This window comes from Robertmurraya sp. DFI.2.37 (genome assembly GCF_029211245.1).
GTDB classification, from domain to species: domain Bacteria; phylum Bacillota; class Bacilli; order Bacillales; family Cytobacillaceae; genus Robertmurraya; species Robertmurraya methanolica_A.
Genome location: NZ_JARGEJ010000039.1, coordinates 25,034 through 45,819 on the forward strand (window position 1 = coordinate 25,034; position 20,786 = coordinate 45,819).

The 20,786-nt window shown below is 37.0% G+C and carries 18 protein-coding genes, 1 pseudogene and 1 riboswitch; of the genes and pseudogenes, 14 read left to right on the top strand and 5 right to left on the bottom strand.

The features are described 5' to 3' along the window. The first annotated feature begins 1 nt into the window (after position 1). Entirely contained in the window at positions 2 to 1,612 is a 1,611-nt protein-coding gene (locus PZE06_RS17965) for a mannitol dehydrogenase family protein (RefSeq protein ID WP_275791727.1), read from the top strand. A gap of 163 nt (positions 1,613 to 1,775) precedes the next feature. Here PZE06_RS17965 and PZE06_RS32120 read toward each other — a convergent pair whose 3' ends face one another. Beyond that, complete coding sequence (locus PZE06_RS32120; RefSeq protein ID WP_483314072.1) at positions 1,776 to 2,477, bottom strand: excalibur calcium-binding domain-containing protein; 702 nt, start codon at positions 2,475 to 2,477, stop codon at positions 1,776 to 1,778. A 347-nt stretch (positions 2,478 to 2,824) separates the two neighbouring features. Between PZE06_RS32120 and PZE06_RS17975 the strand changes: the two are divergent. Then, positions 2,825 to 3,898 (top strand): annotated as a pseudogene (locus PZE06_RS17975) (helix-turn-helix transcriptional regulator). 229 nt (positions 3,899 to 4,127) lie between these two features. Here the strand turns inward: PZE06_RS17975 and PZE06_RS17980 are convergent. Beyond that, positions 4,128 to 5,060, bottom strand: coding sequence for a helix-turn-helix transcriptional regulator (locus tag PZE06_RS17980; RefSeq protein WP_275791728.1), 933 nt, complete (start codon positions 5,058 to 5,060; stop codon positions 4,128 to 4,130). A gap of 98 nt (positions 5,061 to 5,158) precedes the next feature. Between PZE06_RS17980 and PZE06_RS17985 the strand changes: the two genes are divergently transcribed. Beyond that, entirely contained in the window at positions 5,159 to 5,641 is a 483-nt protein-coding gene (locus PZE06_RS17985) for a GyrI-like domain-containing protein (protein WP_275791729.1), read from the top strand. A gap of 174 nt (positions 5,642 to 5,815) precedes the next feature. Here PZE06_RS17985 and PZE06_RS17990 read toward each other — a convergent pair whose 3' ends face one another. Further along, positions 5,816 to 6,268: a hypothetical protein gene (locus PZE06_RS17990; RefSeq protein WP_275791730.1), complete on the bottom strand. Its 453-nt coding sequence runs from the start codon at positions 6,266 to 6,268 to the stop codon at positions 5,816 to 5,818. 113 nt (positions 6,269 to 6,381) lie between these two features. After that, positions 6,382 to 6,831 carry a hypothetical protein gene (locus tag PZE06_RS17995; protein WP_275791731.1) on the bottom strand — a complete coding sequence of 150 codons (450 nt, stop codon included), beginning with the start codon at positions 6,829 to 6,831 and terminating at the stop codon, positions 6,382 to 6,384. A gap of 161 nt (positions 6,832 to 6,992) precedes the next feature. Here PZE06_RS17995 and yhfZ point away from each other — a divergent pair, with 161 nt between their 5' ends. The 10 genes from yhfZ (at position 6,993) to PZE06_RS18045 (ending at position 16,525) form a co-directional block, all read left to right on the top strand. Next, a complete protein-coding gene (gene yhfZ, locus PZE06_RS18000) occupies positions 6,993 to 7,919 on the top strand; it encodes a GntR family transcriptional regulator YhfZ (protein ID WP_275791732.1) in 927 nt (308 codons plus the stop codon). A 151-nt stretch (positions 7,920 to 8,070) separates the two neighbouring features. After that, positions 8,071 to 8,946: a phosphotriesterase family protein gene (locus tag PZE06_RS18005; protein ID WP_275791733.1), complete on the top strand. Its 876-nt coding sequence runs from the start codon at positions 8,071 to 8,073 to the stop codon at positions 8,944 to 8,946. Positions 8,947 to 8,956: 10 nt separating this feature from the next. Further along, the gene (locus tag PZE06_RS18010; protein WP_275791734.1) at positions 8,957 to 10,063 is read left to right on the top strand and encodes an aminotransferase class V-fold PLP-dependent enzyme; all 1,107 of its coding nucleotides are present in this window, start codon (positions 8,957 to 8,959) and stop codon (positions 10,061 to 10,063) included. A 24-nt stretch (positions 10,064 to 10,087) separates the two neighbouring features. Continuing rightward, positions 10,088 to 11,308 carry a phosphopentomutase gene (locus tag PZE06_RS18015; protein ID WP_275791735.1) on the top strand — a complete coding sequence of 407 codons (1,221 nt, stop codon included), beginning with the start codon at positions 10,088 to 10,090 and terminating at the stop codon, positions 11,306 to 11,308. Positions 11,309 to 11,313: 5 nt separating this feature from the next. After that, a complete protein-coding gene (locus PZE06_RS18020) occupies positions 11,314 to 12,492 on the top strand; it encodes a YhfX family PLP-dependent enzyme (RefSeq protein ID WP_275791736.1) in 1,179 nt (392 codons plus the stop codon). A 13-nt stretch (positions 12,493 to 12,505) separates the two neighbouring features. After that, positions 12,506 to 13,246, top strand: a complete 741-nt coding sequence (nagB, locus tag PZE06_RS18025) for a glucosamine-6-phosphate deaminase (protein ID WP_275791737.1) — start codon at positions 12,506 to 12,508, stop codon at positions 13,244 to 13,246. Between the two features lie 124 nt (positions 13,247 to 13,370). Further along, entirely contained in the window at positions 13,371 to 14,441 is a 1,071-nt protein-coding gene (locus PZE06_RS18030) for a hypothetical protein (RefSeq protein WP_275791738.1), read from the top strand. A 25-nt stretch (positions 14,442 to 14,466) separates the two neighbouring features. Next, complete coding sequence (locus PZE06_RS18035) at positions 14,467 to 14,832, top strand: PRD domain-containing protein (RefSeq protein ID WP_275791739.1); 366 nt, start codon at positions 14,467 to 14,469, stop codon at positions 14,830 to 14,832. Between the two features lie 13 nt (positions 14,833 to 14,845). Then, complete coding sequence (locus PZE06_RS18040) at positions 14,846 to 15,205, top strand: DUF2620 domain-containing protein (protein ID WP_275791740.1); 360 nt, start codon at positions 14,846 to 14,848, stop codon at positions 15,203 to 15,205. Positions 15,206 to 15,232: 27 nt separating this feature from the next. Next, a complete protein-coding gene (locus tag PZE06_RS18045) occupies positions 15,233 to 16,525 on the top strand; it encodes a YhfT family protein (RefSeq protein ID WP_275791741.1) in 1,293 nt (430 codons plus the stop codon). A gap of 196 nt (positions 16,526 to 16,721) precedes the next feature. Here PZE06_RS18045 and mgtE read toward each other — a convergent pair whose 3' ends face one another. Beyond that, positions 16,722 to 18,080 carry a magnesium transporter gene (gene mgtE, locus PZE06_RS18050; protein ID WP_275791742.1) on the bottom strand — a complete coding sequence of 453 codons (1,359 nt, stop codon included), beginning with the start codon at positions 18,078 to 18,080 and terminating at the stop codon, positions 16,722 to 16,724. Between the two features lie 223 nt (positions 18,081 to 18,303). After that, positions 18,304 to 18,470: riboswitch (M-box (ykoK) riboswitch) on the bottom strand. Between the two features lie 381 nt (positions 18,471 to 18,851). Between mgtE and PZE06_RS18055 the strand changes: the two genes are divergently transcribed. Further along, entirely contained in the window at positions 18,852 to 20,522 is a 1,671-nt protein-coding gene (locus tag PZE06_RS18055; RefSeq protein ID WP_275791743.1) for a methyl-accepting chemotaxis protein, read from the top strand. Positions 20,523 to 20,786 lie beyond the last annotated feature (264 nt).

The window sequence follows — 20,786 nt, forward strand, 5'->3', positions numbered from 1 at the left end:
GATGCTGCGTTTAACAAGAGATAGTATCTCAACGGAAGCTGCTGCTTGGAAAGAAGCAGATGTTAAATTACCTGAATTTGATTTCGAGCAAGTTCTCCGAAATACAAAGGAAAAACCACAATGGGTTCACTTTGGTGCTGGTAATATATTTCGCGGCTTTATTGCTAACGCCCATCAAAAGCTGCTTAATGAAAGGCTAGAAACTACAGGAATCATTGCAGCTGAAACATTTGATTTTGAAATGATCGACAAAGCTTATAAGCCTTATGATAATTTAACCCTGCTTGTGACGATGAAATCGAATGGCGAGTTTGAGAAAACGGTTATCAATAGTATTGTCGAGGGAATTACGGCAGACAATAGTCGACCCGATGATATTAGTCGTCTTGTCGAGATTTTCGAAAACCCAAGCTTGCAGATGGCGAGTTTTACGATTACGGAAAAGGGCTATGCTCTTACAAGTCCAGCCGGTCAATACTTAGGTGTCGTTGAGAAAGATATTGAAAACGGATTGGAACAACCGCTTCATGCGATGAGCATCGTTACGGCACTTGCATATCGCCGTTATTTAAAAGGACAATATCCAATGACATTTGTCAGCATGGACAATTGTTCCCATAATGGCGATAAATTAAAACATAGCATGGTAACGATGGCGAAAGAATGGCAAAAGAGAGGCTTTGTTACTGAAGGCTTTGTGGCATATTTATTGGATGAGTCAAAGATTACTTTCCCAGTATCAATGATTGATAAAATTACGCCGCGACCATCTGAAGTCGTGAAAGAGGCTCTGTTGGCTCAAGGAATTGCCGATATGGATGTCATTGTAACAAGCAAAAATACGTATACAGCGCCATTTGTTAATGCGGAAGTTAGTGAATATCTTGTGATTGAGGATAAATTCACTAATGGTCGCCCTTCTTTAGAAAAGGCTGGTATCATTTTCACAGATCGTGAAACGGTTAATAATATTGAAACAATGAAGGTTACTACTTGTCTAAATCCATTGCATACGGCTCTTGCTGTTTCTGGTTGCTTACTTGGTTACACATTGATTGCAGATGAGATGAAAGATCCTACGCTGAGAAAATTTGTTGAACAAATTGGTTATGCAGAGGGGCTAAAAGTGGTCGTTGACCCAGGTATTATAAGTCCGAAGGCATTTTTAGATGAGGTTCTAACCGAACGTTTTGTGAACCCATACATTCCAGATACACCGCAAAGAATTGCGACGGATACGTCGCAAAAAGTAGGAATACGTTTCGGGGAAACGTTAAAAGCCTATGCAAAGCGAGAGGAGTTAAATCCTGCAGATTTAACAGCGATTCCATTGGCAATTGCTACTTGGTGTCGTTATCTGCTAGGAATTGATGATGCTGGAAAAGAGTTTACATTAAGTCCAGATCCTTTGTTGGAGACTCTCCAGGAAACCTTAGCTGGTGTTTCTCTTGGAGCTCAAACGTCCAATGTCAAAGCAATATTGTCAAATGAATCGATTTTTGGAATTAATTTATATGAAATTGGCGTCGGTGAAAAAATTGAAGGCATGTTCCATGAAATGCTTGCAGGACCAGGTGCTGTTCGTAAGACTTTAGAGAAATATATTGGTTAATTAAAAAGCTTTAGCTCTTTGTTTGAGAGCTAAAGCTTTTTAGTCGTTTACTTACTGCTTTCGGTCGATATATATTCTTGAAAGGGTAGACAAAGCGGAGAGTACCGAAATGATCATTACAGGACAAATTAGGAGGGACTTTTTCATTGATGGCTCTCTTTTTTTATCTTTCACATGCCCAATTATCCTTGTCCCGATCCATTTTTGGTTGATAGGCGGGGTGATCGGATGCAACGCCGTTAGGGTAGACCTTTCTTAATTCTGTACAGTTTGCGAAATATTCTGTTGTATTTGCTGTGGTTGCAGTTTTTTGGTTTGAATTTCCATTGGAAGATGAGTTATTCGTCGTACTTTTTGATTGTGAAGTGGTCTTAGATGCGGTAGTAGTTGTAGATGTTGTTTTACTTGCTAATTGTCCGTTTAAAGAAGTGATCTCGTCCTCTAATGATTTGTTTTTTTCCTCGAGCTCGGCTATTTTTTGAGTTAGACTCTCTTTTTCTAGTTCCGCCTTCTCGGCAGCCTCAGCCTTTGAGGAGAGTTCCTGAAAGTCATTGTTTAATTTTTCATTTGTTTCAGCTAATTCTTTAATATTTTCCTCATATTCTTTTATCGTTCCTTTAAGTTCTTGATTCTCCGTAAGAAGTGCCTTGTTTTCTTCCTGAGCTTCTGCAAGCTGTTCTTCGAGCCCGCTGTCTACGCTCGATGTTCCGATCATAAAGAGAACTAAGCCGCCGATGAACGTGGGATAGAATATCTTTTTGGAAAGCTGTTTATTACGATTTTTAAACTTACGGAGAAAATGAATGAATAAATAAAACAATGAAAAGAAAAATAGTAGAAAACCGATCGTCGCGATTGCTGCCATTTTGTACCTCCTCCAAACTAGATAATAAAAGATTTGTAACCGTTCACTAATTAAGATAAAGAGAGTAGGGAACATGAGGTAGAGTGAATAGTATAAATTCACTATGTTTATAGTAAAATTATACAATATAGTATAAACGTGTCAATCGAAATTAAATACAAGCTTTAGCTTTATAATGTTGCTCAAACGATTCTTAGTTCATATTGTGACCAAAGCCTATCCATGAAAAAGGGTGTGGATAGGCTTTTTTATAAATGTTTTGTTTATGCTTAATATAGAAATAACACAACAACATATCAAAAGAATTAAATTGATAACATCTATAATTTTATTAAGGGGTGAGGCAAATGAATGAATATATACAGTTAATGATTGATTGGATTGAGGAAAATTTAAAAGATGAATTTTCATTAGAGGATTTAGCTAGTTATATGGGGTACTCCCCTTATTATTGTTCTTTTAAATTCCATCAGGTAACAGGTATAAGCATTAGACGCTATATCCTTCAAAGAAGGTTGTATTTATCTACGGGAGATTTAGCAAATAACCGGAAAATCATCGATATTGCCTTTGATTATCATTATTCATCCCAAGAAGCCTATAGCAGGACATTTAAAACAGTTTTTGGTGTTTAGTCCAAGAGAATTTCAAATCAAGCAAATGCCTGTTCAATCATTTGCCAAGCTCACTATTAATCAGGATGAGGATGGTTGCAGAACGAGCATATCTAGAGAAACTGAGGTTGAGCTATTAAAAAGAAGGAAAAGTGAATTATTTGATCAAGATGTACTGAACATATTAAACGGTCAATTTATGTATGAAGAATTTAAAAATAAAAGGCTTATGGGAGATTCTGATTATGTTTCATTTAATGAAGCAATGTGCGTAAATGGACGACGACATCTATTTTCGACCATGCGTTTATTCAAACAAGAGCAGCAGGACATGGTGAGTCTAAAGAAAATTACCGAAATAAGGTAATAAAGCCCTTAAAGAATCTGTTCGTGAAAAACTATAACTATATTGTTTTATGGCTTGGAGAAGATATGTCAGATGAATCTTCTAACGCTACTTGCCTATCTTGAACAGTCTCAGTATAAAGGTAAGGTTTTTTTTAATAGCTTCAGAGAGGATAAATTTAAAGTAAGTCAAACGGAGCTTACTTTAGGCAGCTATTATTCTGTATACATGGAAGTATTGATCAATCATATGAAACCAACAAAGGAAGTACCTCCAGTGATGTATCAGGCTTTAGAATATTTTTAGAAATGCAGACAGAAAATAATAGGGTCATAAGATACATTATAAAAAATAGGCATTTATCCTCATCTGAATTGCTTATGCGATTATTCGAGGTATTCCCAACAGTAGGATATGGAGATTCACAATATATAGAGTTGATAGATAAAGTGAATCAATAAAACAAAAGCATAAAATTTCATTTAAAAACCCTCATTTAAATACACCAAGGTGAACGGTATTATAAGTAGCTGCGGTTAAAATTAATCAAGATGAATCCTGCCACAAATAGAGGATAGGGTGGAATTTTATCTTTTAAATTAGGATTTGGGGGGGGCTTGTTTACACATTCTTGACAAGCCCTAAAAGGATAAGGGTACTGTTCATTTAGTCAAAAACAATGATTTTTGCCTAATTATTTTCGTATCGTTGCGCTATTTCTCGCAAATATCTTTTGAACTTTTCTCTAATCGTAACGGGTTCAATGATTTCGCATTTGTTTCCAAATCTAAGTAATATATTGTATCCTTCTTCATTATCTACAATTAGATATTTCGCTATATATTCACTATCTTTTTTTTCAACTATATACTCTTCTCCGAAACGCTCAATGACTCTATCCTTAATAGATTTATCAATTTTTATCATTACAGCTACTTTTTCTTCCATCCAGTCTGAGCCATCCATGCGTATCGGTACAAATTTTCTTGGGCTAAATGTTTCATCCGAAATCGTTACTTTTTCCATCCTAGCCACTTTGAATATTCTATAATCATTTCTTTCCATACTAAAAGCTTGTAAATACCAGCTGCCTTCTTTGAATACTATATGGTAGGGCTCTACTTTTCGTAGAGAACTTTGACCATATTTGTCCATGTAATTAAATACTAGATATTGAAAATTAGACATTGCGGATTCAATTTTACTAAGTATATTTCGTAATGAATGATTCCCTTCATTTAGCGTTAAATCAACTGAAATTCGTTCGTAATGAACATTGTGTGATAGGCTTTCATTGTTCTCACTCATGCTATGCAGTTTAGTCAACATAGTAGAAATTTCTTTATTCTGCAGTAACTGTTGATAACTTTGTAAGCTGGTTATTAATTTATGGACATCTTTAGGAGTAAATAACTTTCTATCAACTTTATAGGAATTCATCAAGCTTACACCACCGTTAGAACCCCTAGTTACCACAATTGGCAATCCTGCCAAATTTAAAGTATCAACGTCTCTAAATATGGTTCTTCTACTTACCTCCAGTTTTTCAGCAAGCTCGCTTGTAGGGACATTGTCTCTTTCTAAAAGAATCATAATAATCGCGATAAGACGTTCTATTTTCATAAAAAAAATCACCTCATTATTAATTATGACAAACAGGTGTCATAAATGGAATGCTATATTAAAACGGTCATTAAATACATTAGAGGGAGGAATTGTTCATGGACAATTTCAAAGTCGAAAAAAAAGACTCATTTCGTTTCGTAGGATTTAAGACAAAACTTGAGGGAGCATCATTCATTCACTCGGACGGATTTTCTGATCAAAAAACAGAATTCTTCAAGAGTGTGGTTCAAAGTGGAAAAATGGCATCTCTTCAACCTATTTCTGAGAGTAAAAATGGCTATGCTGTAGTAAAATCGGATGGAAAAAATACTTTTTACTATGCTGGCGTATTAACATCACAACCAGTAAAAGATGATACAGAGGAGGTTTTGTTTAGAGAAGGAGACTATCTTGTTCTTTCAGGAAAAGGAGGACTATCTCGATTGGCTTTTGATAGACTTGAAGATCAAGCATTTAACGAAATTTTTAACGAAGAATTTCCATATGAACTTCATGGAGAAGCCATTGCTGAAGTTTTACTGAATGGAAATCCACTTGATTCCGAAGTAGAATTATGGATTCCAGTTAAAACTAAATAACGGGGTTAAAATTAAAAAGCATAATTTGTTTAGCAAAAGAGACGCTATTCCAAGTAGGATGGTGTCTCTTTTTATACAAAATAAGAAGAGGACACAATGGATTGTTTCCTGGCAATATATTTTATGGAAAAATAACAAAGAAGCACTCGCGATCAAAAGTGCTTCTTAATTCAATCATTCTGAGTTTGAATCTCCAATTAATAATTGGAAGCCATACAAAATGAGGGAGATGGTCATGGACACGAGCAGATGGTGAAAACGCGTAAATCTAACATATTTGATAAAGTTTATTTTTTCGAAAAAGGTAATAATGGGAAAGGCATAAATTAAATTTTGAATTAAATTTGTTAGTATGTATAGCCAAAATTTTCCGAAAGTAAATCTAAAGATCCAAAATGCTCCAACTGGGAATGCCCCAAGAACAATCGATAATAAAGTGATAATTTTTGTTTTTGAACCACCTTTAAATTTCCAAAAGTCGTAGTGGGTACCAACAAAAACAATAATCAGTGTTAATAAAGAGGCAAGAATTGAAACGGGTAAAAAGCGTTTAAGGGATTTTCTTGGAATAAAGAATAAGCTGGCCCAAGAAGAAAATAGAAAAATTCGCATAAATGATAGCAACATTCATTCCCACTCCTTCCTACATCTACATCATAGCTTTCGCAAAGGAGAGAAAATTATGTGATCATCATTTAAAATTGCTGTATGATCTTAATGTAATGATTGTGCGCTTTTTTTCATAAAAACATATACCTCGGGATTAGAAAAGTCTTCTTCATGATAATCAAGACTTCACAAGCAAAAAAGAGATGTTCTAGCCAATCAAGATCATTTTGTTCTATTGCCTCTGAACATGCCTTTTCAATATATGGCAACGTAATGGCTTTTCCTAGAGAACGAAATAATTCAATTGCTTCAAGGGCACCGGGCCAATTTCTGTCTTGTAGAAGTGCTGCCAAGCGGGGAAGTGCTTTTTTATTAGATGGATACCCCATGATTTCCAACACTCGTACTCCGTTCTGCCAGCACTCCTTTCCGTATTTAGGGAGGATCATGTCAGCTTTGTTAGGATCTATTTTCGATAAAATTTCAATCGCTTCTTCCTGAATTTCCTTTGGTAATAACCAGTTTAAATTATAAACATAATACAAAATGGCTTCATCTTCTAGTTCAATGAACTTTGTCATTATAATGTCCTCTCTTCTTACTAGTATATTATTTATAATGCAATAAAATAGAGAAAAGAGCGAGTATATTAAAGGATAAATCAAGCTATTGAAAAATTTGATGAAAGCGTTTATAATTATAATATACAAAATATAGTATATTGTTTATGGAGTCGATGTAAATGTGGGAGAAGTTGTATTCGAAAAATGGATTAGCTGCAAAAATTATTGCTCAAGAATTAATAGAGCTTGAAACTGGTGAAAAAATCCCTCGAGTTGCTGATTACAGTGAGAAATTGAACTTTGGCAGAGGAACCGTACAGAGTGCCCTGAGTTTGTTGGAAGAGATGAAGGCTATTAAGTTAGAACCAAGAGGACATTTAGGTACTTTTTTAATGAGGAAAGATAATGATTTGCTGCGTGAAATCGCTGGGATATCACCTTTAATTGGTTCGATGCCATTGCCATACTCAAGAAAATATGAAGGATTGGCTACTGGCATTATTGAAGCATTTGAGTCAGTAGGAAAAAAATTATATTTAACTTATATGCGTGGTGGGCTTAATCGTATTGAGACCGTTCGCACAAAAAGAAGTGATTTTGCGATTGTCTCTAAAGTGACGGCTGAAAAAGTATTGGTTGATTATCCTAATTTAAAAATTATGAAGAAACTAGGGAAAAACAGCTATGTTTCTGTTCATAAAGTTTTTTTATCAGATCCGGCAATCAAGAATGTAAAGGATGGGATGAGAATTGGGGTCGATTTAGATTCTCTCGATCAAAAGAGTCTGACCTTTGCTGAGTTTGAAGGACGAAATGTTGAGTTCGTAAATATTAATTATATGCAAATATTTGATATGCTCCATTCCAAAAGTATTGATGCGGCAGTCTGGAATGTGGATGATCGTAGAATGAGCACTTCTTTCAACTCCATAGATTTTGAATCCCCTGTTGCCAAGGAAATTTCAGAAGGGACATCAGAGGCAGTCATTGTCATCGATGGGGAGCGTGAAGCAGAAATATTAACCAAATGGAATGCGGTAGAAATCCAAAAGATTTTAGAGATCCAAGGAAGCGTTGAGTCTGGAGAAAGATTGCCAAGCTATTAATTTTTAGCTCATTTCATGAGAAACCTCTAAAGCTATCTGCAAATTAATTTTCATTGTATCAGAGCGAAAATGAGTTAAAAATCAGTTATTTTGCTGTTAATAAAAATAGAGTTTTGCCTTTTCATCCAATAAAGTAAAGGGATGTGATTTGATGTTGAAGCATGGGATTACTTATATGCATGAGCACACAACGATTGACTTATCCGAATTAAAATGTAATGAAGATTGTCAATTAGACGTCTTTTCTGAAACAGTGAAGGAATATAAGAAGCTATATGATAAAGGTGTACGTAATATTGTTGATGTCACGAACTTTGGTATGGGAAGAAATATCCCATTTGTTCAAAAAGTAGCAGAAGAATCAGGGATCAATATCATTTATGCAACAGGCTTCTATCAGGATAAATTTTATCCTATCCAAGTCTTTCGTGAATCAAAAGAACAGCTGGCAGAAAGAATGTTGAGGGAAATTCGTGAAGGTATAAAAGGAACGGAAGAAAAAGCAGAAATTATCGGGGAGATTGGTACAAGCTATAATAATTGGACTGAAGCTGAGAAAAAGGTATTTGAGGCAGTCGTTATGGTCCATAAGGAAACCAATAAACCAATTACTACGCATACTTCATTAGGAACGCTCGGACATGAGCAGGTTGAATTTTTTAAGAAACATGGTGTTGATTTAAATCGAGTAATTATCGGACATGTTGATTTAACAGGAGATTTTGATTATATCTTGAAGATTATTAAAGAAGGTGCATACGTTGAATTTGACACGATCGGGAAAGAAAATTACATGCCGGATCAGGTACGTGCAGACATTCTTAAAAAACTACAAGATTTAGGATATATCGATAGAGTACTATTATCGATGGATATTACTCGAAAATCCCATTTAGAATATCAAGGTGGATTAGGTTACTCCTTTTTATTAGATCATTTTATTCCACGTTTGCAACAAACAGGGCTTACAGATCATTCAATCGAGAAAATGCTAATCAAGAATCCAATAGCATTCATGGAAGGTTAAGGTGAAATAAATGGACACATATCCATTAGATAGTATTTCTCTAGAAGAGGCAATGAGAAGACAGTTTAAGCTAGTTGATATCATGACAAGACATTTTCGTGGGGAAGAGCTGTTAACATTAGGCGATCTAGGTGTAGTGAAAGGAATTAATAAGCCGCGTTTTACAAAAAGAGTAGAAGAAGTATTGGCTGAGTATTTTGGTGCTGAGAAAGCAATGCTCGTGCGCGGGGCTGGTACCGGGGCACTACGTTTTGGATTTATGAGTTTTCTAAGGCCAGGGGACAAGCTTCTGGTCCATGATGCACCAATCTATCCAACAAGTAAGACGACGCTGGAATTTATGGGTGTTCAAGCGGTGCAAACCGATTTTCATCACCATGAGCAAATAAAAAATATGGTGGAGCGTCATCCTGATTTAAAAGGAGTATTGATCCAGCACACACGTCAAAAGATGGATGATCATTATGACTTAACTGAAACGATCGAGGTAATACGTTCAATCAGTCCAAATTTAACCATTATTACAGATGATAATTATGCAGCGATGAAGGTAGAGAAGATTGGTACGCAAGCAGGTGCGGACTTGGCAACCTTTTCACTATTTAAACTGCTTGGACCAGAAGGAATCGGGTTAATTCTTGGTAAAGAATGCTTCATTAATCAAATCGAAAAACTAAACTATTCAGGTGGTAGTCAAGTTCAAGGCTATGAAGCATTGGAGGCATTGCGTGGACTCGTGTATGCACCTGTTATGTTAGCCATTCAAGCGAATGTTAATGAAGAGTTGGTAACACTTCTAAATAATGGCGAGGTCGCAGGAGTGAAGAAAGCTTATCTTGCCAATGCGCAATCAAAAGTATTATTGGTAGAACTTGATGAGCCGATCGCTGAGGAAGTTTTGAAGCAAGCAAATGAATTAGGGGCAGCTCCTAACCCTGTTGGAGCGGAATCTAAATATGAAATCGCGCCCATGTTTTATCGAGTATCAGGAACTTTTCTTTCTGCAGAGCCTTCACTTGCAAAAAGGATGATTCGCATTAATCCATTAAGAAGTGGGGTGGAAACGATTATTAGAATATTGCGGACATCCATTCAACATGTCAAAGAGAGTCACTAACTTTTCACCTTGGAGGAAGGTCAAATGAACCGAAGAGTCATCATTTTAATATTAGACAGCTTAGGTGTAGGATTTATGGAGGATGCCAAGGACTATCATCCACAGGATGTAGGGGCGAATACTTTTGCGCATGTTCTCGATGCGGTGCCATCCATAACGATCCCTACATTTGAACAGTTAGGCATTAATAAAATTTTGAACCATCCTAATTTGAAAAATTATGAGCATATGGCAAGCTATGGTGTGTGTAACTTAATGCACCATGGTGCGGATAGTTTTGAGGGCCATAATGAGATTATGGGGACGAAGCCGAAAAAGGCGTACTTAGCTCCATTTATCGAGAATATGGAGAAAGTAAAACAAGGATTGGAGAAGGAAGGCTACAGAGTTTCCATTCCAAAGCCGGATCTTCCGTATTTATTGGTAAATGATCTGGTAATTATCGCAGATAATATTGAGACAGATTACGGCCAAATTTATAATGTAAGTGCTCCACTAGATTACATCACATTTAATGAAGTACTGAAGATTGGCCAATGTGTAAGAGAGCATGTAAAAGTCAATCGAGTCATTGCTCTAGGTGGGGAAAATGTTACTCCACAGCATTTGCAGAATTCTGTCGAAAAGCGAGCAGATGGTTTGATTGGAGTGAACTCTCCTAAATCAAACGTCTATCAGAAAGGTTATCAAGTGCGTCATTTAGGTTTTGGGATTAATCCAGAGCATCAATTGCCTACTTTAGCCATCAAAGCCGGACTACAAGTGGCCCTTGTCGGGAAAATGCAGGATGTTATCTATTGCGAGGGGGCAAAAAAATCTCCTGGAGTGGACACAGAGCAGGTAATGCAGGATGTTTTGACTGAAATGGATGAAATTGAAAAAGGCGTAATTGCCGCGACCGTTCAGGAGACTGATCTCGCTGGACATGCGCAAAATCCAGAGCGCTACGCAAATCGAATCGAGGTAGTTGATAGTTATTTACCTAAAGTGCTTACAAAGATGCGAGCAGATGATTTGCTTATCATGAGCGCTGATCATGGAAATGATCCAACCATTGGCCATAATCAGCATACACGGGAAAAAACATATTTGCTAGCATACCATAAACAATGGAAGCCAGTACATTTGGGAGAGCGAGAAACATTATCGGATATTGCTGCGACAGCAGCCGATTATTTGAAGTTAGCAAATATTGAAAATGGAACATCATTTCTCCCATTAATAGAACAGCAAAGAAAGGAGTGAGAGGCTTGTTTTTAGAAGTGGTCCAAAGAAGAAATCAGAAATTAATAGAAATTGCTGTGGAGCTTCATCAAAAAGGCTTAATCTCTCCGAACACATATGTTGTCGATCTCGATATGATAATAAATAATAGCAAAGCGATTGCTCAAAAGGCCAAAAAACTGGATATTGAACTTTATTTTATGACGAAGCAAATTGGCCGCAATCCAGTCATTTCAAAAGCAATTGTAGAGGCAGGTATTAAAAAGGCTGTTGCAGTCGATCCATGGGAAGCAATCTCATTAAGTCGACATGGAATTGAAATTGGACATGTAGGACATCTTGTTCAGATCCCGAAAAATATGATTGCCCAGATACTAATGCTTCAACCAGATTTTGTTACTGTTTTTAGTTATGAAAATGCGAAAAACATTAGTGATGCCGCAGAAAGTATGGGGAGACGGCAAAAAATATTCTTGCGTATAGCCAATAAAGAGGATTATCTTTACAACAGTCAGGAGGGCGGCTTTACGTACGAGCAATTAACAGGGCAAATAAGCAAGCTAGAACAATTAAAGGGGATCGAAATTGCAGGATTGACGAGTTTTCCGTGTTTACTTATAAATGGGGGGACTCCTGAAACTACATCAAATGTAGAATCAATGTCTAAAGCGAAAGAATTTTTAAAAGGGAGAGGGTTTGAAAAGCTTGAGATGAATATGCCAAGTGCTACCTCAACAGCGACATTAGAATTATTGAAAAGCAGGGGGGCGACACAAGGAGAACCAGGGCACGCATTAACCGGAACGACCCCGTTGCATGCGGTTAAAGATCTTGCTGAAAAACCGGCTATGATTTATGTCTCTGAAGTGTCTCATTTCTATAATGATAAGGCATACGTATTTGGAGGGGGATTTTACCCTAGATCCAGAATGCAAGGTGCATTGATAGGATCAACTAAAGATAACTTAAAATATGTATCTACTATTGAGAATGATCCGGCCAATATCGACTATTATGGGGTTTTAGACATTAATAAGGCCGCTATTGGTGATACTGTGCTCTATGCTTTTCGAACTCAGATTTTTGTGACAAACGCGCAGGTTGCTGTGCTAAAAAATCTTTCAACAAATCCTGAATTGATAGGGATTTATGATTCAAAGGGCAACGAAATAAACGATACCTTTGCCGGTGGTGATCACTTATGAAAGGAGAATCATGGTGAAGATTATTTATGTAAATGACTATGATGAAATGAGCGAAAGAGCAGCGACGATAATCGCCAAACAAATAAATCAAGCTCCTAATTCAACCTTGGGTCTTGCCACAGGCGCAACACCGGAAGGTCTTTATCAAAAGTTAATTCAACTAAACAAGCAGGGGAAAGTATCCTTTAAAGATGTAACAACCTTTAATTTGGATGAATATGTAGGACTTCCTCATACGGATAAAAATAGCTATCGTTATTTCATGAATAATCATTTGTTTGACCATATCGATATTAACCGTAATAACGTGCATATTCCCAATGGATTAGCAGATGATTTGGAAGAGGAATGTAAACGCTATGAAGCGAAAATAAAGGAAATTGATGTTCAAGTTTTGGGCTTAGGGTTGAACGGTCACATCGGTTTTAATGAACCTGGTACATCCTTTTCCAGTAGAACGCATCTCGTGTCTTTAACCGACTCGACGAGAAAAGCAAACTCACGTTATTTCCAGAAGCTAGATGATGTTCCCCGTATGGCGATCACGATGGGGATCGAAACGATTTTGGAAAGTAAAAGACTCATTCTATTAGTTTCGGGTGAGGAGAAATCAGAAGCGGTGGAACGATTAGTAAATGGGAATATATCAGAGGATTTTCCGGCTTCGATTTTGAAAAGTCATCCCGAGGTTGTGCTAATTGCCGACAAAGCAGCGTTGAAAAGATTAAATGTGCAGAATGAACTCGTTTGTTAAGGAATTAGAGAAATTTGAAAATATTTTGAACTCTCATTGAACTTAAGAAATGAGAACGCTATAATTACAATATACAATATATTGTATAAGAAAACATTTAGATATAGATAGTGGGTGAAGTTTGGTGTCGGAATTACGAAATAAATTAGCTCTCGCTAAAAGGGAAATCGGAAGATCGGTTGTCTATATCAATCCCAAACTCCAAGAAGAAAGCGAGACGAAAGATCAAAATCCATTATTTTTTGGATTAAAAGATACAAATCAAATACCAGAGCCCATAATTAACAGACTTAGAAATAGCCCAAATTATTTGTGGTTGACGGTGGACAAGGCTTCCAACCGTGGCAGAGCGATTGACACGGATTTACTAAATCCTCTCACCTATCGTGCGATGACAGGTTCGACAAGTGGAGGTCCTATTAATATCGTCAAAGGAATTACTGATTTTGCTGTCGGTACAGACGGAGGCGGTTCTGTGTTGGCACCAGCCCTCAGCTGTCAATTATCCTCAATCATTGGTGCAGGATTTGGCCTATTGGTGAAAAATGAAAAAAAATCGACAGATGGACTTACGTTTACTGGCAGTATTGGAGTGATTGGAAAAAATATAGATACATTAAAAGAAGTGATGGAATGCATTGTTGGAGCAAGACTTGAACAAAAAATGAATCATGCTGTTAAAGTGGTGGTTCCAAAGAAAGGTACAATCATTTGTCCAGACGGTCAAGACATGTACGAAAAAGTGATGCGCTATCTTTCAAAAGTACAACATAATCCATATATTGTTGAAGAGCTTGCAATGGATGCTATAGATAATCGTGAACAAGGAATTAAAGCGATTCGTGAAGCCTTTGAGCAAAAGGGTGCAGACTTAATTGTTACTTGTGAAGGGCCAGTTGATCTATACGGTTATGGAGAGACCATTCCGCATTTTTTCGCAGAGCCGGGTCAAGGACTTACAAGAGGACATGGTAAATATTTGCTAAGAGCTGCGAATATGTGTGAAGCAACAGCAGTTACCGTCCCTATTGAGACACTGGCCACAGGCTTAGTCATAATTGCAAAGAAAGGGTTGGATGCTGGGGCAGAAGCGCTTGAGTTGGCAGCAAAGCTGGAAAAAGTTATTGCCATGCCTGAAATTTGGAAACGTTATATTATTGAAGGTACTCAGTTTACGGGCTTAGATTTACAGTAATTTTTTTGAAGGGAGAAAGAGGAAAATGAATTTGGAAGAATATAATGTGAGATTGAAGATTCTATTGGAGCAAAATGTAATTTCAGCTAAAGCGCATGATCTTGCTTTTCTTGCCTTTAAAGAATTACTTGGAGAGTTAAATAGAGAGGATATTGAACAGGCTGAAATGTTATTTACCCATTTACCAATGGCACTCGAACGCAGCACGGAGGGAAAGGTGGTTGAAGGTCCTAGTCCTGAAATTATGAAAGAGATCTTTCAATCTGAACAGTTCCCGATTGCTAAAGCTCAAGTTGAATTTATAGAAACAAACTGGGGAAAGCCTATACCTGAAGAAGAGAAAAACTATCTTTATATGCACTATACAACTGTATTGAATTTAAATCATTGAGGAGGAAATTGAAATGAAAATTGTGATTGGTGGGCAAGTAGAAAAGAAACAAATTGAAACGCTTATTCAAGAATTAGATCCGACGATTGAAACGGTTGTTAAATCGGACTTAGAAGCGGCAATGGTTATGAAAACTAATCAGGCTGATTACTATTTTGGAGCATGCCATACTGGCGGAGGTGGTGCTTTAGCGATGGCGATTGCCTTAATTGGAAGAGACAAATGTGAAACCGTTTCGATGCCAGGTAAAAAGCCAAGTGAAGAAAAAGTCGTCGAAGCCGTAAAAAGTGGAAAGAAAGCGTTTGGATTTACTGGTGATCACGTTGAAGTGGCAGTACCGATGATTATTAAGGCATTAAAATCACATTCATGATAGATAAAGATTGGGGGAAAATGAGAGATGGAAACATTATTTGTCGTTTTGATTGGTGCGGTTGCTGCTGTTTTATCTAATCGCAATATCGCTGTTTTTAATGATGGTTTAAGGCCGATTGTATCTGAGCATATTGAAGGAAGACTTAAACGAAGAGAATTAGGCTTAACCGCATTTGCGATGAGCTTTGGACTAGTAATCGGTTTCGGTATTCCATTTACGTTATCAGCAAGTATTATTTTAATTCATAGTATTTTACTTGGTACTGATATTATTGGAATGCTCACACCAAAGAATAAGTGGGGTACGCCCGTTGCAGCTTTAATTGGTGCATTATATGGCTGGGGACTTATCGCTGGTTTAGAAGGCTTTGTGAAACTGTTTGATCATTTGCCGGTGAACTTTTTAACTCCGCTTGGTGAAGTAGGAACACCGGTCGTTGTTACGTTTATGGCCTTCCCGGCTTTAGCAGTTGCCATGCAATTTGGTATTAAAAAAGGGGTTTTAACTTTTATTGTATCCGCTTTAGTTAGACAGTTAGCGGTATGGATGAATACGAGTGAGTTTTTAAAAATTGGAGACAATGTAGTCACATTAAACCAAGAGGGTATGGCTTTAATTATTGGAATGATTTTCTTATTTACTTATGCAATGAAAGAAAAAGCGGCAGACGGTGCGAGTATTGATTTAGCTTCCGTGTTTAGTGACAAAGTAAAGTCTATTAAGAAAAACGTTGCATTCTTTATGATAATTGGCGGCCTAATTGCCGGAGCGACAAATCTTTTACTAATGGCTGGTGACCCGATTTCTCTAAATCTACTGGCAGAAGGAAAACAAACAGATGCGGGTATTGCTGCGGCTGCAAGAGCTATTGGCTTTATCCCATTAGTAGCCAGTACTGCTATTGCGACTGGAGTATACAGTCCCGTTGGCTTTACGTTAGTATTTGTCGTCGGTTTATTCTCTCCTAATGTGTGGTTAGCGGTTATAATCGGAGCTATCATCATTTTTGGCGAAGTTATGCTATTAAGCTATATTGCTAGATTTTTAGACAAGTATCCAGGCGTTAGAAACTCAGGAGAGAGTATTCGTAACGCGATGACGAAACTGTTAGAAGTGGCATTGCTCATAGGTGGTGCGAACGCTTCAAACATGATTGCTCCAGGGTTCGGTTTCTTCTTTATTGCAGGCTTCTATCTATTGAATGAAGTAGCAGGAAGACCGATTGTTCGTATGGCAGTAGGTCCTTTAGGTGCCATCGCTGTAGGGATTATTGCCAATATTTTAGTGGCGCTAGGCATCATGGTAATTCCTCAATAATAATCTTAGATATATATTTAACTAGAAAAAAGGTTGTCCCAAAAGCATGTCTTTTGAGACAACCTTTTTACATGGCTGACTGTGAGCTGGGGGGCATATTACGTTTCCACAAGTCTCGCCTAGCACTGTTTTCAGCAGGAGTTACCCGCCTTTTGTTCCGATTAAAAATTAGCATGTCTTAAATAAGGGGATTGCGCTACATTAAATGAGATATGAATATGGATGCTATTCCAAAATAGATTAATAAGGATAGTACGTCATTTAAGGTTGTAATGAGCGGTCCAGATGCTACAGCAGGATCAATTTTAAATTGGTGTAGAATTAGTGGAATAATGGTTCCTGCTAAAGTTCCGATAATAAGAGTGATGACGAGCGTACTACCTATAACAAGCCCCAATATGGAACTTCCTTGCCAAATATAAGCGATGATCGATATAAATATCCCGCATGTAAGTCCAATCATAATTCCAACAAGAAGTTCTCTGAAAATAAGCTTCATTACAACTTTTTTATTTATATCTCTTGAAGTAAGCCCTCTAACGACGACAGCTAAAGATTGTGTTCCTGTATTTCCTGTCATTCCCGCAATCATTGGCATGAAGAATGCTAACGCGACAACTTTTTGAAGTGTTTCCTCAAAAGTACTGACAATGGTCCCGGAGATTAACCCGATAAACAATAGCAAGATCAGCCAAGGCAGTCTACGGTATGCAGCTACTGGAGCTTTTGTATCAAAGTCAATATCTTTTCCTGATGCAGACAACTTCTCAATGTCTTCCGATGCCTCTTGGATTAAGACATCGATCATGTCATCTACGGTCAGAATCCCAACTAAAACATTATCATGATTCACAACAGGCAGAGCTAAAAAATCGTATCTTTGAATAATCTGAGCAGCTCTCTCTTGGTCTGTATCGACTGTCACTGAGATGACCCGCTCATACATAATCGTTTCAACTTGTTCTTTAGGCTCGGATAAAATAAGGTCACGATAGGAAATAACACCAATTAGTTGTTTCTTATTATTAATGACATATAAATAGTTGATGCTTTCGGCAATTTCTGCATATTCCCTTAGTTTATCCATCACGTCTTTAACAGTATAGTGTTGGGGGATCCAGACATATCGATTCGTCATAAGTCTCCCTGCGGTTTCGGGAGAATAGTTCATTAAATCTTGAACGACTTGTGACTCCTCCTTATTCATATTCGCCAAAAATTTATCTTTATTTTCTGGCAATAGCTCTTCAAGGAGGTTCACTAAGTCATCGTTATCCATTTTATCCATTACTTTTACTGCTTTTTCGATGCCTAAATGATTTAAGACATTTTGTTGTTGAACATTGTCCAATTCTTGAAGCATGCTTGCCAATTGAGCGATATTTAGAAAGGATAAAAATCGATTTCGATGTTTAATAGGTAACAATTCATAGATTCGTGCAATATCATACGGATGTAATTCGTCTAATAAACGATTAAATTCACTTCTCTTTGCATCTTTGAGATATTTAATCACTTGGATTGTCATTTCATTTAGAGTATAGTCTTTTACCATTTTTCTCACCTTCTCCTACTTGACTAGGATGTTTTAGTCCATTTTAATAGAAGGCAACACTAGAGAGCGCTTAAAATGGACATGCATCCTTTTGACTCTTATAAACTTGTTCATGAACCTATGCGAATAAGGACTACTATCCATTTTTAACCACCCCCTAAAAATAAAAAAACACCATCACAGAATGAAGGTGTAATAGCAAATAAAATACAACTTTTATAGAAATTTCCTTCATTCGTAGAGTTTTAGCACTGTGCGGCATAGGAATAAATTCCAGCTACATTAAAAACCACCTTAATTCGATAGTTTCTGTTGACCCATTGGCATCTTTGGATATTTCTGGGCAGCAGCATATCTCCAGCACAGGAGCCTCACCTAACGAAGGTATTCAATTGACAATATATTATCCTATATGTGAAAAGATAATTTGTCAACGAATACGATCTAATTTCGTTTAAATGTTCTTCTGATAGTATTATGAATAAGTGATTGTGTCTTATGAAATTGTTTTGATTAGCTAGAGAGTAGTGATTTTATCAAAAAATAATGTCGATTTGTGACAAAGGTTGCATTGACTTATGGGTATATTGATATATATGATAGGTTTAAGGTATTCTACCAAAAAAATAATAGTTCTATAGTTTCATAAAATAAACATCGATACATAGTATTAAAGGACTATACGCTAGCTCGTGGGTGAACATGATCACTCAATAATATAAAAAACTAGACTAGAGAAAGAAGGCGCTTACAGATATGAAGAGTATTCGCATGAGACTAACATTAAGTTTTTTGGCAATTATCGTACTTTGCTCAGGCTTAGCCATTTTTAATTATTTCTCGCTTTCTATGATGAATCAAAAAACGAAAGATATGCTTTCGAATGATTGGCCTACGCTAATAGCAGGCAAGGAACTATCGTATAATATTGCCCATCGGGTTTCCCTTTTGAACAGTTTAATGCTGTATAGGGACAACAATTATAGAAGGGATTATACGGATTACTATTTACAAAGTGAAGATATTAAAGAACAGCTTCTCAAAAGTGATCAATCAGCTGAAGTGTTAGAATTACTAGAAATGACAGAAGAATGGCACAAAGTAATTCAAGAGGAAGTGTTTGTCGCTTATGATAAAGGATTAAGAGATGAAGCAGCGAGAATTTTAGAAACAAAATCGCAGCCGGTTGCGGTTAATCTTATAGGGCGATATCAAGATCTTGCCAAGAAACAAGAAGACAATGCTATCAAAAATGGTAATAGCGTTGTTACGTTCGGTGAGAATATTCAATTGAATGGCATTATTGTTTCTATTGCCATCGTTCTCATCGGCTTAGCAATTGCTACGTATACGTCTGGGGTCATTACAAAACCGATCAGACAAATTGTAAATAGGATGAATATTATTGCTAAGGGAGAGCTTCCAGCAGAACCGCTGAAGACAAAGTTAAAAGATGAAATTGGTCAGTTAATTACTGCTGTTAATACGATGAACGAAAACGTCAGAAATATGATCGTTGATATCGGACACGTTTCAGAGGATGTAACGAGTCAAGGTGAAGAACTTACTCAATATGCTGATGAAGTAAAGACTGGTAGTCAACAAATTGCCGCGACGATGGAGGAACTATCTAAAGGGGCAGAAGAACAAGCTAATTCATCAGCCTCCTTAAATGAGAAAATGAATAGTTTTGCTCAAGAAATCATGCAAGTGGTTGTTGAAGGAGAAGGGGTAAAAGAAAAGGCAGGCTCAATGGTTCATTTAACGAATGAAGGAAGCCATGCAATGGATGAGTCGATTCAAAAAATGGCAGTAATTAATGAGAGCATGAGGAAGTCTAATTCCATGGTTAAGGGATTAGATAGCAAAACAAACGAAATTACGCAACTGGTGAATGTCATTCGCGAAATTGCTGACCAAACGAATTTATTAGCATTGAACGCAGCTATCGAAGCTGCACGTGCTGGTGAGCAAAGGAAAGGGTTCGCTGTTGTGGCAGATGAAGTGCGGAAGCTTGCTGAGCAAGTTAGTAACTCAGTTTCAGATATCACTTCAATCGTTACAGATATTCAAAATGAATCAAAACAAGTAGTTGAATCATTAGATAATGGTTATGAGTTAGTTCAAGAAGGAACATCTCAAATTTCTTCAACCGGAAGCACATTTATGAAGATTCAAGGAAGCATTAGCGAAGTGGAAAATAATATCGAATCAATGGCAGCATCGCTGTACGGTATACTTGATCAAACCCAATCGATTAATAGTTCAATTGAAAATATTGCTTCTGTTTCAGAAGAAAGTGCTGCTGGCTTGGAACAAGTGTCGGCAACTTCACAGCAGTCTAGCAGTGCGATGGAAGAAGTATCGAATAGTGCAAGATTGTTGGAAGAGAATGCAACTAGATTAAATGAGTTGGTTCAGCAATTTAAAGTAAGAGATTAATCTGGATAAGAATCAGAAAAAGCTCCGTGGTTTAACAACCTGGAGCTTACCCCTAAAAGTTAGAGTTTTTATTATGCAGCTGATTGACTGGATTGAATTCGGTATTCAACCGGACTTAGTCCAGTCAATTTTTCTTTGGGAGTGTAATATTAACTGTGTAAGTGAGGAATGCGTACGATTCCTTACTCACACAGTTTTTTATTTGATAGAATCATAAGTATAAAGCTAAAGGAGTGATTTCGGTGGGGAAATTGAAAAGAGATC

Coding starts and splice junctions, on each gene's coding strand:
- PZE06_RS17980 (WP_275791728.1), bottom strand. CDS start 5,060: ATGAAAATAGAACGTCTTATCGCGATTATTATGATTCTTTTAGAAAGA.
- PZE06_RS17965 (WP_275791727.1), top strand. CDS start 2: ATGCTGCGTTTAACAAGAGATAGTATCTCAACGGAAGCTGCTGCTTGG.
- PZE06_RS18010 (WP_275791734.1), top strand. CDS start 8,957: ATGGACACATATCCATTAGATAGTATTTCTCTAGAAGAGGCAATGAGA.
- PZE06_RS18040 (WP_275791740.1), top strand. CDS start 14,846: ATGAAAATTGTGATTGGTGGGCAAGTAGAAAAGAAACAAATTGAAACG.
- PZE06_RS17995 (WP_275791731.1), bottom strand. CDS start 6,831: ATGACAAAGTTCATTGAACTAGAAGATGAAGCCATTTTGTATTATGTT.
- PZE06_RS18035 (WP_275791739.1), top strand. CDS start 14,467: ATGAATTTGGAAGAATATAATGTGAGATTGAAGATTCTATTGGAGCAA.
- yhfZ (WP_275791732.1), top strand. CDS start 6,993: ATGTGGGAGAAGTTGTATTCGAAAAATGGATTAGCTGCAAAAATTATT.
- PZE06_RS18005 (WP_275791733.1), top strand. CDS start 8,071: ATGTTGAAGCATGGGATTACTTATATGCATGAGCACACAACGATTGAC.
- PZE06_RS18055 (WP_275791743.1), top strand. CDS start 18,852: ATGAGACTAACATTAAGTTTTTTGGCAATTATCGTACTTTGCTCAGGC.
- PZE06_RS17985 (WP_275791729.1), top strand. CDS start 5,159: ATGGACAATTTCAAAGTCGAAAAAAAAGACTCATTTCGTTTCGTAGGA.
- mgtE (WP_275791742.1), bottom strand. CDS start 18,080: ATGGTAAAAGACTATACTCTAAATGAAATGACAATCCAAGTGATTAAA.
- PZE06_RS17990 (WP_275791730.1), bottom strand. CDS start 6,268: ATGTTGCTATCATTTATGCGAATTTTTCTATTTTCTTCTTGGGCCAGC.
- PZE06_RS18045 (WP_275791741.1), top strand. CDS start 15,233: ATGGAAACATTATTTGTCGTTTTGATTGGTGCGGTTGCTGCTGTTTTA.
- PZE06_RS18015 (WP_275791735.1), top strand. CDS start 10,088: ATGAACCGAAGAGTCATCATTTTAATATTAGACAGCTTAGGTGTAGGA.
- PZE06_RS32120 (WP_483314072.1), bottom strand. CDS start 2,477: ATGGCAGCAATCGCGACGATCGGTTTTCTACTATTTTTCTTTTCATTG.